The 14,043-nt window shown below is 60.3% G+C and carries 12 protein-coding genes; 8 read left to right on the plus strand and 4 right to left on the minus strand.

Translation table 11 applies throughout. The features are described 5' to 3' along the window. Positions 1–3: 3 nt before the first annotated feature. Genes LE197_RS06445 through LE197_RS06460 form a run of 4 tightly spaced genes read right to left on the minus strand, consistent with a single transcriptional unit; the run spans position 4 to position 3,752 of the window. Positions 4–861, minus strand: a complete 858-nt coding sequence (locus tag LE197_RS06445) for an HpcH/HpaI aldolase family protein (protein WP_226033955.1) — start codon at positions 859–861, stop codon at positions 4–6. Between the two features lie 27 nt (positions 862–888). Further along, positions 889–1,734 carry an amidohydrolase family protein gene (locus tag LE197_RS06450; protein WP_226033956.1) on the minus strand — a complete coding sequence of 282 codons (846 nt, stop codon included), beginning with the start codon at positions 1,732–1,734 and terminating at the stop codon, positions 889–891. A 15-nt stretch (positions 1,735–1,749) separates the two neighbouring features. After that, a complete protein-coding gene (locus LE197_RS06455) occupies positions 1,750–2,775 on the minus strand; it encodes an amidohydrolase family protein (protein WP_226033957.1) in 1,026 nt (341 codons plus the stop codon). Positions 2,776–2,792: 17 nt separating this feature from the next. Continuing rightward, the gene (locus LE197_RS06460; protein ID WP_226033958.1) at positions 2,793–3,752 is read right to left on the minus strand and encodes an ABC transporter substrate-binding protein; all 960 of its coding nucleotides are present in this window, start codon (positions 3,750–3,752) and stop codon (positions 2,793–2,795) included. A gap of 149 nt (positions 3,753–3,901) precedes the next feature. Here LE197_RS06460 and LE197_RS06465 point away from each other — a divergent pair, with 149 nt between their 5' ends. The 8 genes from LE197_RS06465 (at position 3,902) to LE197_RS06500 (ending at position 14,030) form a co-directional block, all read left to right on the plus strand. Then, positions 3,902–4,858 carry a LysR substrate-binding domain-containing protein gene (locus LE197_RS06465; RefSeq protein WP_226033959.1) on the plus strand — a complete coding sequence of 319 codons (957 nt, stop codon included), beginning with the start codon at positions 3,902–3,904 and terminating at the stop codon, positions 4,856–4,858. Between the two features lie 208 nt (positions 4,859–5,066). Continuing rightward, entirely contained in the window at positions 5,067–6,098 is a 1,032-nt protein-coding gene (locus LE197_RS06470) for a Bug family tripartite tricarboxylate transporter substrate binding protein (RefSeq protein WP_226033960.1), read from the plus strand. A gap of 145 nt (positions 6,099–6,243) precedes the next feature. Then, on the plus strand, positions 6,244–7,098 hold the full coding sequence (locus LE197_RS06475; RefSeq protein WP_226033961.1) for an amidohydrolase family protein: 855 nt from the start codon (positions 6,244–6,246) through the stop codon (positions 7,096–7,098). Between the two features lie 125 nt (positions 7,099–7,223). Then, complete coding sequence (locus LE197_RS06480) at positions 7,224–9,236, plus strand: tripartite tricarboxylate transporter permease (protein WP_226033962.1); 2,013 nt, start codon at positions 7,224–7,226, stop codon at positions 9,234–9,236. A gap of 83 nt (positions 9,237–9,319) precedes the next feature. Further along, the gene (locus LE197_RS06485; RefSeq protein WP_226033963.1) at positions 9,320–9,847 is read left to right on the plus strand and encodes a carboxymuconolactone decarboxylase family protein; all 528 of its coding nucleotides are present in this window, start codon (positions 9,320–9,322) and stop codon (positions 9,845–9,847) included. A gap of 22 nt (positions 9,848–9,869) precedes the next feature. After that, the gene (locus LE197_RS06490; RefSeq protein ID WP_226033964.1) at positions 9,870–11,396 is read left to right on the plus strand and encodes an aldehyde dehydrogenase (NADP(+)); all 1,527 of its coding nucleotides are present in this window, start codon (positions 9,870–9,872) and stop codon (positions 11,394–11,396) included. After that, positions 11,393–12,652 carry an MFS transporter gene (locus tag LE197_RS06495; protein ID WP_226033965.1) on the plus strand — a complete coding sequence of 420 codons (1,260 nt, stop codon included), beginning with the start codon at positions 11,393–11,395 and terminating at the stop codon, positions 12,650–12,652. Before LE197_RS06490 ends, LE197_RS06495 begins: the two co-directional genes overlap by 4 nt. Before the next feature lie 112 nt (positions 12,653–12,764). Further along, complete coding sequence (locus LE197_RS06500) at positions 12,765–14,030, plus strand: porin (protein ID WP_226033966.1); 1,266 nt, start codon at positions 12,765–12,767, stop codon at positions 14,028–14,030. Positions 14,031–14,043 lie beyond the last annotated feature (13 nt).

The following is a 14,043-nucleotide window of genomic DNA, read 5'->3' on the forward strand; positions in this document are numbered from 1 at the left end:
AGATCAGTACCCCGCCATTTCGCGCGCCTGGCCTACAACGCCATACGAGCGCTTCGGCGCGGACAGCAGCACACGGTAGCCCTCATCCAGCAAGCGGCGATGGTTGTTGGCGGTGACATGCGGATTGCCAACCACCACGTTGTGCTTGTGACAGATCTCGACGATTTGGCGCATGGCGCCCTGCACCTCAGGGTGCTCATACTGGCGTGGATAGCCAAGCTCCTGGCTCAGGTCGCCTTCGCCGATCATGATGAAGCCGATGCCGGGCACGTTGGCCAGGATATCGTCCAGGTTCTCGATGGCTTCGGTACTCTCGCACATCAGGCCGACCAGAAGCTCGCCGCGTGGCGCCAAGGGCCAGACGTCGGCGCGTTCGTAGTATTCGGCCATCGACAAACCCCAGTAGCGTGCCGCATTGGCCGGGCCATCGCCGCGTACACCCTTGGGTTCATACAGCGGGGCGTTTCTGGGGCGACCATATCGGCATGAGGCGACTGCGTTGTAGGCCTGTTCAACGGTGGCCACATGTGGCCATATCACCCCGTAGCAACCGCGATCCAGCACTTGCTTGGCAAAGCTCTGGTTCATTTCCACGCCATTGGCCGGGATACGGGCAATGGGGGTCACTTTCGGTGCCACCGACCCGAATTCGACGATCTGCTTGCGGCTGAGCATGTATTGCAGCGAGTCCCCCAGCGCGCTGACGTCGTAGGGGTTGTGCTCCATCTCGTAGACAATGCCGTCGTAAGGGGCGTCGCTCATCTCGATGGCGGTCTGCTTGTCCAGCTTGGCGAATGCCATGTAGGCGGGTTTGCCGGCTTCCAAAGCAGCAATGATGCCGTTGATGCGTGTTGGGATCATGTTCAGGTTCTCCTGAGTAGGTCTGCGTCAGCGCAAGGCTGGGTAGAGCGTTTGGGCGGTCTTGCCGAAGATCCAGGCGCGATCCTCTTCGCTGAGACAGGCCAGGCCTTCGCGGGCTGTCGCCAGGATCTCGGTGAGGGTGCCGGGCGAGGTCGGGAAGTTGGAGCCCCAAGCCAGGCGGTGTGCGCCAAATGCCTCGACCACACGCGGGAAGAAGGTGGCAGCGCTGGCCAAGCCTTTCTCCACGTCGGCGAAAATGCGCGGTGTGAGTTTGAGGTAGAGGTTGGGCAGGTCGGCCAGTGCGAACAGGCTGGCCGCATTGGCATAGGGCGGGCCATCGAGCACGTCCGGGCGGCCGAGGTGGTCGAGGATGATGTTCACCCCCGGGAAGCGTTCGGCCAGCATACGTACTTGAGGCAGGCCGACCGGGCCGGTCTGGATGCACATCGGCAGCTTCAACTCGGCCAGCATTTCCCAGGCCTTGAAGGCCCTAGGGTCTTCCAGCTCGCTGGGGTCGAAGTCCTTGGTAGATCCGCCGGTAAAGATGCGCAGGCCAGCCAGGCCCTGTTCGGCCCAAGCCCTGATGACCTCGGGTACGTCATCTGCCAGCATGTCGACCGAACCGACCGCCACGAGTCGTTCGCTGTGCTGGTTACAGGCGTCGACGACATAACGATTGTCGAAGCCATAGGTGGTCGAAGAATGCACCACTGCGGCCTTGGAGACACCCGCATGGTCCATGGCATCGAGCAGGGTAGCGACGGTGCTTGGCCGCTCCTGGGACCAGTCCGAGCGTTTGCCGAACAGCGGCGCTGGCGGGTAGCGCTTCTCGTCATCAGAGACAACGTGGGGGTGGATATCGATAATGTTCATGTTCTGCCTCCCTGCTTACTTGCCCTGGGCTTTGAGAAGTTTGTCCAGGCGTGGGTAGACGCGCCGCACGTTGCCTTCGAAGATGGCATGACGGTCTTCGTCAGTCAGTGCCGTACAGGCGTCCAGGTAACGCTTGGTATCGTCAAAGTATTCGCCGGTGTTCGGGTCCCGACCGCGCACGGCTCCGACCATTTCCGAACCGAACAGCACGTTGCTGGTCGGTACCACCTTGGTCAGTAGCTCCACGCCGGGGTGGTGGTAGACGCAGGTGTCGAAGAAAATGTTGTCGAGCAGGCCCTCGAGCGGGCGCTTGGCCATCTCCAGCGACATGCCGCGGTAGCGACCCCAGTGGTAGGGCACCGCGCCGCCGCCATGGGGAATGACGAAGCGAAGGGTAGGGAAGTCCTTGAACAAGTCGCCTTGCAGCAACTGCATGAATACCGAGGTATCGGCATTCAGGTAGTGCGCGCCAGTGCCGTGGTGGCACGGGTTGCAGGAGGCTGCGACGTGGATCATGGCAGGTACGTCGAGGTCGCACAGTGCTTCGTACAACGGGTACCACTGGCGGTCGGTCATCGGCTTGCCGGTCCAGTAACCGCCACTGGGGTCGGGGTTCAGGTTGCAGCCGACGAAGCCCATTTCCTCGACACAACGGCGCAGTTCGGCGATCGAGTTCTTCGGCGGCGCCAGGGGGGACTGCGGCAATTGGCAGACGGGCGCGAAGTTGTCCGGGTAGATGTCGCAGACCCGACGTACCAGGTTGTTGGACACTTCGGCCCACTCCAGGCTGGTGCGCTCGTTGCCCAGGTGATGGCTCATCAGGCCGGCAATCGGCGAAAACAGCGTGAGGTCACCGCCACGCTCTTTCTGCAGGCGCAGTTGGCCGTTGCCGACGCCCTCGCGTATCTCATCATCGGTAACGTGGGCGCCAGACAGTGGTGGGGCGTTGAGCGGGTCATCGGCGAACTCGACCTGCTTGGCTCGCCAGTCACGGAACGAGGCAGGTACGGTGGTGAAGTGACCGTGGCAATCAATGATCATGGTGTGCTCCGTCGAGTTCAGGCCTGGGGATCCACGAACAGTTCGTCCATGGCCATGCGACGCGGAGTCAGGCCCTGCTCGAATGCGGTGGCTTCCAGCGCCTCGATGGTCTTGCGATTGGCTTCGATGCCATAAGGCAGCGGGTCGTGACCGACGACCTTGCGCAGCTCCAGGTACTTCTTGTCGGTTTTGCTGGTGGCTTCGCCTGAGTCCAGGCGGGCGAGATAGTCCTGCTTAGCCTTTTCGAAGGCGTCATAGATGGACTTGGCGACCCACGGGTGCTCGGCCAGGACGGAGTCCTTCACCACGATGGTGCCGTGCATCGGGTATACACCGGTGCGGGCGTAGTATTCGGCTTCTGCTTCGGCTGCATCGGGGAACAGGTCTGGGTAGTCGGCCTCGACTTCCTTCCAGCCGCCGGTAGGGTTGCCAGTACGGCCAATACCGGCGTTGGCGCCGAAACCTGCGGCCAGTTCGCCGTCGGCCATCATCTCGGCCAGCGGGCGCGAGGCATGGATGACGTTGGCTGGCAGCTTGAGCTGAGTGACGTGCTCTTCGTCATCGACGACCCAGGTAACCTTGCTGGCGTCGAGGCCGTACTCGTCCATCAGCACCTGGCGTGTCCAAACCCCGGTGGTTACCGAATAGGCGCGCACGCCGACCTTCTTGCCTTCCAGGTCCTTGGGCGTCTTGATCCCGGCATCCGGGCGGACCAGCAGTCCTGCGTGGTGGAAGCGACGCACGACGAAGATGGGGAGCGCAACGAACGGGGCACCGTAGGCACGAGCGATGATGTAGGTGGTCGGGGCGATTTCGCAGACATCGAATTCGACATCGCGCACCATGCGGCGAAATGCGCCGATCTGTGGCTGCACGGTGACGAATTCGGCATCTACACCTTCGATGGGAATGGCGCCGCTGCGAATCGCTGCGGTATGCGGATGGTCGGCGATGGCGATTTTCAGTCGAACAGACATGGTTGGTTCCTGATGGCTTATCGGTTCTTGTAAAGCCCTGCCGGGCTGCGGCGAGGCGTGTTGGTATGCTGCCCGCGCCACCCAACCCCGTCGATTGAGTAAAAATGGGGTAGGCTTAACAAAACGGTAAACACGCCGAGGTGCCCCGCATGGCCGAATTCGATTGGTACCTTCAGGTCAACCTGAAGGCGCGGCATCTGCGCTTGCTCGTCGCTGTCGATACCTATCGCAACCTCACGCAAGTGGCGGAAGTTACTCATGTGACCGTGCCGGCCGTGTCGAAGTCCCTGGCCGAGCTTGAGCGGGGCCTGGGCCTTGTGTTGTTTTCACGCACCGGCCAAGGCCTGGTGCCCACGCCCTATGGCGACTGCCTGATCCGGCACGCCCGGGCCATGCTGGCGATCCTCCATCAAGCTCGGGATGAGCTGAAGGCCTTGAGCTCCGGTTCTGAGGGCAAGGTTTACGTCGGCATGTTGCCCGCATCGGCTGCGGCGCTGCTGCCGCGGGCGTTGAGTGTGCTCAAGCGGCAATCGCCCGGTACCAATGTGACGGTGGTCGAGGGCACGACGGAATCTCTGCTACCTGAACTGTGGCAAGGGCGGCTCGATCTGGTGGTGGGGCGCTTGCCGCCACCTGACACCCTGGGCAGTTTCGAGGAGCAGGAGTTGATGGAGGAGCCGGTGGTGCTGATGACTGGCCGTCATCATCCGCTGGCTCGCAGAAAAAGCGTGGAATGGGCGGAACTCGCGGTGTATCCATGGATACTGCCACCACCCGGCTCCATATTGCGCGAGCCCCTTGAACGCGTCCTTGAGGCGAATGAAGTGGTGCTGGGCAACGACTACATCGAGACGCTTTCGGTGCATGTGGTACGTGCCCATCTACAGGTGTCCGACGCCATCGCAATCATGGCCGGATCAATCGCCAACGACCCAATCCAGCCGCTTCACGCCTTGCCAGTGAATCTGCCTAGGCTGGTTCGACCGGTTGGCGTATTGTGGAACCGTAATCGTGGCTTGACGCCCAGTGCACAACGGATGGTGGCGTGCCTGGAGGAGGCGGCGCAGTCCTTGTCGGATTCAAGCGACGGGTCAGCTTCCCACTGAGGTTAACCGTTCCCTCAAGCCATGCGTGGCTTTTCTCAATGGACGCTTCGGGGGCCTCCCGACACTATTCGCTCACGTCCAGCCGGCAGTCGGGTACTACCTGATCGCTTCAACGGCCGAGTTTTGGCGCTGCCGCCCCACTCGGCTGACCTGTGCAGGGTCAATGGCGTAATCCTATACCAATTACAATTAGCAGGAGAAAAGGGCCATGGGCAAAACACGCAGAGCGGCATGCTTCGGCCTTGCGCTCACGGCGGCGACCTTGGTTGCCGGTCCCGCATTTGGTCAAACCGTCGAAGAGTTTTACCGAAACAAGGCACTCACGTTGATTGTCAGTGCCGATGCAGGTACTCCGACCGACACCTTCGCGCGTCAGTTTGCGCGTTTCTTCACCCAGCATCTGCCTGGGCATCCCACGCCAGTGGTGCAGAACGTGGTTGGGGCAGGAGGCATGGTTGCAGCCGCTTCACTGCAGCTCACCCAGCCCCGTGACGGCACCGTTATCGGGTTCCTGCAACGCAATAACCTCTACACGCCGCTGTTGGAGGCTAACCAGAGCAGTTTCGATCCTCGCCAAATCACCTGGCTGGGCAGTCTGGACAAGGTGGACTACTCGTTGGTGGCAATGACCCATGCTGGGGTGACAACTGCCAATGACCTTTTTAGCAAGGAACTCATCATTGGCGCTACCGGTTTTTCCAGCGAAAACCGGATCCTGCCGGCCATGCTCAATGAATACGCTGGTGCAAAGATCAGGATCGTCTCCGGCTATACCGGGCGGAGTGAGATTTATCTGGCGATGCAGCGTGGCGAAGTAGATGGCTGGGCTTCGACGGTCGACGGCCTGCTTGAGGGCGAGCCGAAGCGGATGCTCGAGGATGGAAGGATGAAAGTGCTATTGCACCTTGGCTGGAAGAGCGACCCGAAGTTTCCTGATGTGGCCAATCTAAGCAGCTATGTCACAGACCCGGACGCCAGGGCACTGTTCGATTTCTTTGTGCAGTCGTTTGAGGCAGGTCGCCCCGTCGCAGTGCCCAAGGGCGTACCTCAGGAGCGGCTTGATGCCTTGCGAAAGGCGTTTGACCAGACCGTCAATGACCCGGAATTCATCAGCGCCGTGCGCGGAGCAGGCTTCCCGGTCAATGCCATTGGCGAGCAGGAAGTGACGCAGATCATCGACCGGCTGTATGCCACGCCCGAACCGGTGCTCGAGAAAGCACGCAGCCTGCGTAACCGTTGAACCCGAATCAGGCCAGTCTACAGAGGCGCCAACGGTGGCCTTTGGGCCTTGGTGCGCGCCATTTGGCCAGCACAGATGTCAATAACAACATGTCATGAACCTTTCGAGGGGAAATGGCAGCATATCGTCAAGAGGTTCGATCATCATGATTCCGGAAATCATCGATATTCATCCCCACATCATTTCGACAGATACCCAGCTCTACCCTATCGCTCCGCAGGGTGGGCATCGCTCCAAGTGGAGTGCAACGCGCCCGGCCACGGCAGAACAACTGTTACAGGCGATGGACGAGGCCGGCATCAGCAAAGCGGCCATCGTGCACTCATCGACCACCTACGGTCACAACAATGCCTACGTAGCCGATACCGTTGACAAGTATCCACAGCGCTTTACCGGGGTGTACTCCTTCGATCTGCTGGCTGACAACGCGCTGGAGACCTTCGAATACTGGCTGGACCATGGCATGGGCGGTATTCGTCTGTTCACCGGGGGAGCAACGCACCAGACGGATGGACGCTGGCTGGTGAACCCGGCCACGTTTCCGATTTGGCGTCGCTGCGCTGAAATCGGCATGGCCATGGTCGTGCAAACCACACCAGATGGCCTGGACATGGTTGCCGAACTGGCCGAACGCTTCCCGGGTGTCAGAATTGCCCTGGATCATTGCGGCCGGCCGGATCTCTCGGGCGGTGCACCTTACCCTGCCTGTGCCAGGTTGTTCGCCTTGGCAAAGTTCGACAACGTCTACCTGAAAATTACGCCCAAGACGTTTGAGCTGGCCGAGGCCGCGCCGGGCGGTAGCGAAGCATTCTTCGCGCACCTTGTAGAGGTGTTTGGCGCCGACCACCTGGCCTTCGGTTCCAACTATCCCGCTTCCGAAGGACCACTGAAGAAACTGGTGGCGCAAGGGCAGGCCTGCTTCGCCTCGCTGACGGATGAGCAACGCGCCTGGATCTGGAGTGGCACTGCGAAAGTGCTTTATCCGATGCTCTCCGACTAGATCACGGATGCCCCAGCCAACCGTCAAGTGATGGTTGCTGCGTTCGCTGGAGACACCCGGTGAGCGAAGTGACCATCGTCGAACCTGACCTACAGGGTGAGCGCGCTCACTCATCAGGATGAATCATGGACTTCCTTTTCGATTCTTCAACACTGTCGGCAGCCAGCCATGCGCTGTCGCTCATATTATCGCTGGACCGGCTGGTGTTCGTCGTGATCGGCGTTTTGGTCGGCATTGCCATCGGCCTGGTGCCCGGCATCGGTGGCCTGACTGGCTTCGCCTTGCTGGTGCCGTTCACCTACACCATGGATCCTATTGCGGCCATGGGCATGTTGCTTGGCATGCACTCGGTGACGGCCACGTCTGATGTGCTGGGTGCAGTGCTGCTTGGCGTCCCTGGCAGCGCGGCATCACAGGCTACTGTGCTGGACGGCCTGCCCATGGCCAGACGCGGTGAAGCGTCACGCGCGCTCAGTGCTTGTTACACCTCTTCGCTGATGGGGGGGTTGATCGGTGCAGCTATCCTCGCTTTCACGCTACCGCTGGTGCGGCCATTGGTGCTGTCGATCACCACACCGGAAATGCTCGCCTTGACCATCTTCGGCGTCACCATGGTGGCTGTGCTGTCGGGCAATGCACCACTTAAAGGTGTGGTCGCGGCCTGTTTCGGCATTCTGATCGGGATGATCGGCACCAATGTCCAGACTGGTCAATTGCGCTGGACGGGTGATCTGCTGTACCTGGAGGAAGGGATCCCGATTTTGCCGGTACTGTTGGGTATTTTCGCGCTGCCCGAACTCTGCGATCTCGCGATCAAGCGTTCGACGATCAGCACTCACGCGCCGGTAAACACCTTCAAGGGCATGTTCCAGGGCGTCAAGGACACCCTGCGCAACTGGTTCCTGGTCATGCGTTGCGCCGGTATCGGGGCGTTCTGTGGCGGTGTTCCGGGCATCACTGGCGCGGTCACGGACTGGATTGCCTATGGCCATGCCCTGCAGACCGAGAAAGGTGCCAAGGAGTCATTCGGCAAGGGCGATGTGCGCGGTGTGATTGCCCCGGAGGCGGCCAACAACGCGAAAGAGGGTGGCATGCTGGTGCCAATGCTGGCCTTCGGTCTTCCCGGTGGCGCCGCCCAAGCCATCTTGTTGGGTGCATTGATGATCCACGGTTTCAACCCTGGGCCGGAAATGCTGACCAAACACCTCGACCTGACCTACTCGATGGTCTGGTCGATCGCACTGGCCAACATTTTTGGCGCGGGCCTCTGCTTCCTCTTTAGCGGCCAGTTCGCCAAGGTCGCGGCGCTGCGTTTCTCGCTGATCTTGCCGGTGATCATCCCGGTAGTGCTGGTGGGTGCGTTCCAGGGTTCGCGTAGTTGGGGCGACCTGTTTGTCCTGCTGATCGCGGGTGTGATCGGCTGGACCATGAAACGTCAGAAGTGGCCGCGTCCGCCACTGATCCTCGGCCTGGTACTGGGGCTGCTTATCGAGCGCTATATGTCCATCTCGTTCATGCGCTATGACGCGGCCTGGCTGATGCGTCCAGGTGTGATGGTGCTGCTGACGCTGTCCGCGCTGATCCTGTTCAGCCCGCTGTTCAAGCTGATGAAGAAAGGCGTGTTCAAGCAGATGCTGCATCGTCCTGAAGGCAGCAAGATCACCTTCAGACTCGAAGACCTCACCTATGTGTTCTTCATCGGCGTAGGTCTGTTCATGCTGGTGACTGCACAGAAGTGGAACTTCCTGGCCTCGATCGGCCCCACACTGGTAGCCGGTGTGCTGATCGTCGCGGGCTTGATCAGCCTGGCCTACAAGGTTGTGGTCTCGTCGACGCAACCTGCGCCGGCGGGTGGCATGCATATGGACGCCACCAGCGATCATGGCTCGCTTTCAGACAATCTGGTACTGGCGCGGGCGTTGCGTTTCTTTGGCTGGTTCGTTGCGTTTCTGGCGTGTACCGGACTCATCGGCATGCTTGCGACGATCCCGTTGCTGGTATTGGCCTTCATGCGTATCGAGGGGCGTGAAACCTGGCGCCTCAGCCTGACCTTGGCCTGCTGTGTCACCGTATTCCTGTATCTGGTCTTCGACCGCCTCTTGCACATCGCCTGGCCAAGCAGCCTGCTCGGCTTCTGATCGAGTCAACCATTAATGCCCGCGGCGCACAGGGAGGTGCCCGCGCGGATCTGCTCGCGCATTTTTCAGTAGGAGACAACAGCATGAACAGTCGTTTGCAGCCGGTGGCGGCTGAGACCGCCTCCGACAAACAACAGGAAATCATCAGCAGGTTAGGCGAGGGGCGAGGGCGTATCCCCACGCCGTTCAATATCTGGCTGCACAATCCGCAGCTGGCAGAAGGCATGGAGATCATTGGTACCCATGTCGATCGCTCCCCGGTACTCAGCGAGGTGGAGAGTGAGGTGGTGATCCTTGCCACCGCGGTGTTCTGGAACGCCCCTTACGTCATTGCCAACCACCGTCGCCACGCCCTGAAGGCAGGTGTACCAGAGCCCGTGGTTGCCGCCATTCTCGACCAGCAGCGACCTGCAACCATATCCGGGCGCCTGGGCGTTGTCTGTGACGCGGTCTGCGATCTGCTGGCGGGTGGCATGGTCGACGATATGCGCTTCGCTCGTTACGAGGCCGAGCTAGGGCGAGCAGTGATCGCCGAGCTGCTGGTCACGATTGGTTATTTCACCTCGGTCTCCCTGGGCATGAGCCTGCATGCACTTCAACCCAAAGACTAAACCGCAACTGACAGGAGGTTCCATGGTTGCCGATTCTGCGTTTTTCCCTCACGGCCAGCACTTCATCGGCGGTATTCGCATTGCAACAGCCGCGAAGTTTCATTCGGCCCCGGCGACGGGCAGCGGGCACCCGTTCTCTGTTGGCACGCCAGCACTGGTCGATGCGGCCTGCCGCGCCGCCGAGGAGGCATTCTGGTCTTACGGCTACAGCACGCGTGGCGAGCGCTCTGATTTCCTCGAAGCCATTGCCGACGAAATCGAGCTGCGGGCCGAGATCATCACCGAGGTCGGTAGCCGTGAAACGGGTCTGCCCGCCACTCGGCTGATCAACGAGCGTGGTCGCACGGTGATGCAACTGAGGCTGATGGCAGCCCATATCCGCCAGGGCGACTACCTGGAGCGCCGCCATGACAGCAGCCTTACCGCCCCGCAGCCTGAGGAGAGCCCGAGGTTTCGCATGATGCAGCGGCCCATCGGCCCGGTCGCAGTGTTTGGTGCTTCGAACTTCCCATTAGCGTTCTCTGTGGCGGGTGGCGATACTGCCTCAGCCCTGGCTGCAGGCTGCCCGGTCGTGGTCAAGGGGCACTCGGCGCACCCGGCAACCGCCGAGATCATTGCCGAGGCGATAATGGCTGCGGTCAACCGCTGTGGCCTGCACCCGGGGGTGTTTTCCCTGGTCCAGGGGGGGCGGCGTGACGTGGGCGAGGCGCTCGTCCAGCATCCGTTGATCAAGGCGGTGGGTTTCACCGGTTCGCTGGGCGGCGGCCGCGCGCTTTTCGACCTGTGCGCCGGACGCGCCGAACCCATTCCGTTCTTTGGCGAACTGGGCTCGGTAAATCCGATGTTCCTGCTGCCACACGCAGTGGCACTTCACAGCGAGGCCCTGGCAGCCGGCTGGGCCGCTTCGTTGGTCATGGGGGCTGGGCAGTTCTGCACCAACCCCGGTATCGCCGTGGTCATGCAGGGCGATGCCTGCGAAACCTTTGCCGAGGCTGCTCGTGCCGCGCTGACGCGCGTTGGCTCGCAAACGATGCTGACCGAGGGTATCGCTTGCGCCTATCGCGACGGGCGCGATCGCATGGGCGCAACGGCCGGTGTGCAAGCGCTGTTGAGCTCGACCTGCGCACTGCGCGAGGTCTCCCCGGATCTGTTTATTGTCAATGCCGAGGACTGGCTTGCCGATCATTCGCTTGCCGAGGAGGTTTTCGGCCCACTGGGTCTGATCGTCAGCGTGCGCGACCTCGACCAGATGCGTGAGGTCGCAAGTGCCCTGGCCGGTCAATTGACGATCACCCTGCATCTGGACGAAGCGGATACCGAAGCAGCTTTGCAGCTTTTGCCGACGTTGGAGCGCAAGGCGGGTCGCCTACTGGTCAATGGCTTCCCCACCGGCGTGGAAGTGTGCGATGCGATGGTCCATGGCGGGCCTTATCCGGCTTCTACCAATTTTGGTGCCACCTCGGTGGGTACGCTGTCGATTCGTCGCTGGCTGCGCCCGGTCTGCTATCAGGGCTTCCCGCCAAGCCTGTTGCCCAAGGATCTTCAGTGACTCCAGCGAAAAAAGCGGTAACTACTGTTTGGCGTCCTCCTGCACCGTTGCGACTGCTGTTGGGGACGCAGTTCGGCTTGTTCTTCATTGGCAACGGTATGTCCCAGATCGGCACCTGGATGCAGCGACTTGCTTGCGGTTGGCTGGTTTGGGAGTGGACCCATTCGGCGTTTTGGCTTGGCATCCTGGCGGCCGGCGATTTGCTCCCCGTGCTGGCTGTTGGCCCTTTCGCCGGGGTTCTTGCTGATCGGTGGGATCGTCTGCGGCTGAACCTGCTGGCACAGATTGCCTCGGTGCTATTGGCGGTGCTAACAGCATTGCTGCTGGCCGTCGGGCATCTCGGCCTGGTCGGCCTAGTCTTGCTGGTGACCGCGCAGGGCACGCTTGCGGCGGCCATTCAGCCAGCGCGGCTGGCCATGGTTCAGCAGATGGTCCCGGTTCAAAGCATGGGCATGGCGGTGGCCCTGAACTCCGTGAACGTCAACCTTGCGCGGCTACTGGGGCCTGCGGCGGCTGGCGCAATGATACTGCAGGTGGATGTACTCTGGGTTTTCGTCCTAAACGCCGTGTTCACCCTGGCGTTGGTGTTCATCCTCGCTCGTCTGCGGCTCGCGCAGGCGGCCCCGCGTGTTGATGTGCAGGGTTTTTTCGCCGAGATGCTGGAAGGGTTCGCGTACATCGGGCGTGAGCGCGCGCTTGGGCTGATTCTGCTGGTCATGCTAGGTGGTGGCGTCCTGGTCAGGGCGATGATCGAATTGATCCCAGCCATCGCCGCTAAAACATTTGCCGCCAATGCCATGGGGCTGGCCGTACTGAGTGGGGCTTCGGCGATCGGTGCGGTGGTGTCCAGTCTGGCACGCGGTACCGCTCGGGCCGACAACCTGCTCAGGGGCGTGTTGCCTTGGTGGGGGGCGGGAGCAATGGGGGCGGTGCTGCTGACCCAGGTGCAAAGTCCAATCCTCGCAGTACTTGCTGCGGGCCTGATTGGCTTCAGCGTCACGCGCAGTCTGGTGTCTACTCAGATTTTCGTGCAACTGACGACACCGCAAGTGTTGCGCGGAAGAGTATTGAGCGTACACGGGCTGATAGCCAGAGGGAGCCCGGCATTGGGTGCGCTCGTCATTGGATATGCCGCTGACCGTGTGGGTTTGGCCGCTGCCGTGGAAGTTTCCTCGGGTGCGCTGGTTATTTGCTTGTTGGTCGTGCTGCCAATGATACGTCGCGCCGCCAATAAATTGCGTAACTTTCAATATTAACCAAATGCTCAAGGTCGAAGAAAAGTTTCTCAATTGACGCTCGGGTGACCATTTCGCAATCTGAAAGCGTGGTTACTCAAACATATCTAATAACAAAAAGAGCGCATTTGAGATGTTCAAATATAAAGCTGCATTAATTGCTTGCTCAGCGGTTTTTACGATGTCTCCGGTATGGGCCGAGCAGGATGCAGACCAGGCCAGGCAATTGCAGGCACTCACGGCGCGTCTGGAGGAACTGAACAGACGGTTGGACCAGATGGGCGCCGAGCTGCAAGTCCAGAAAACTGCCAGTGCGGGCAGCGAGGTACGCTTGAAGGAACTTTCAAATAATAGGGAGAAAATCAAGGAGCTTGCCAGGGATATTGATTTTTACGGGCAGATTGATCTGGGCTTAGAACATATAGATAACGTAAAGGACGCCGGCAATATTTCACGTCTTAGTTCAGGTATGGGCACGTCCTATGTTGGGGTTCGTGGCAAGGAAAAGATTACCAATACGTTGAACGCCATCTGGAATCTGGAAGCGGGTTTTGCGCCAGACAACGGCACATCCTTGCAAGGCGGCCGGCTGTTTGGCAGGCAGGCCTACGTCGGACTGGAAGGTAGCTATGGCGCACTCACTCTGGGTCGTCAGTACAACGTCCGATTCCTTGCATGGAAAGAGCTCAATCCTTTCGGTGCGGGCTCGCATGGACTCACGACGCTGGACGAGGGTTTCACTGGCACTGCACGTGCGGACAATGCTATCCGCTATGTTGTGCCAGTCGGCAACTTCACGCTCGGCGCCAATTACAGTTTTGGTCGCGACGCCGTCAAGGGCACCAGCACCGTTGCCAGTAACTGCCCGGGTGAAACCGACGATGACAATCAGTGCCGTGAATGGGCGGGTATGGTCAAGTACGATGGCAAGGGGTGGGGGTTGAGTACTGCCTATGAGCGCAGCTACGGCGGAACTGAGGCTACCTATGGCGGCCTCACTTCGGCGGATAAGACGGATAGTCGATTCCTGCTGGGCGGTTACTTCATGGTAAGCGACAAGCGAATAGGTCTTGGCTGGGTCAAGCGTGAAAACGAAGGCCTTGCTAATCCGAAGAGCGACCTGGTCTGGGTAGCTGCCACGGTACCGGTGACCAAGAATTTTTCTATCGATGGCATGTTGGGCCAACTGAAATATGAAAACTCCGCTGATAAGGCGAACATGATCGCTCTGCGCGGTGTGTATTCCCTGTCCAAGCAGACTCAGCTCTATTTGACCGCCGAGCATATGGAGAATAGCGGTGATCTCGCCCTTGCAGCCACGACGTCTGCACCAAAAGTAGCGCCGGAGTCGAGCGCATCTCAGCTTTCGATCATTTCGGGTATCAAATTCCGTTTCTGACAACCGGGGTAAC

The sequence above is a fragment of the Pseudomonas sp. PS1(2021) genome (assembly GCF_020405165.1).
In the GTDB taxonomy this organism is placed as follows: domain Bacteria; phylum Pseudomonadota; class Gammaproteobacteria; order Pseudomonadales; family Pseudomonadaceae; genus Pseudomonas; species Pseudomonas aeruginosa.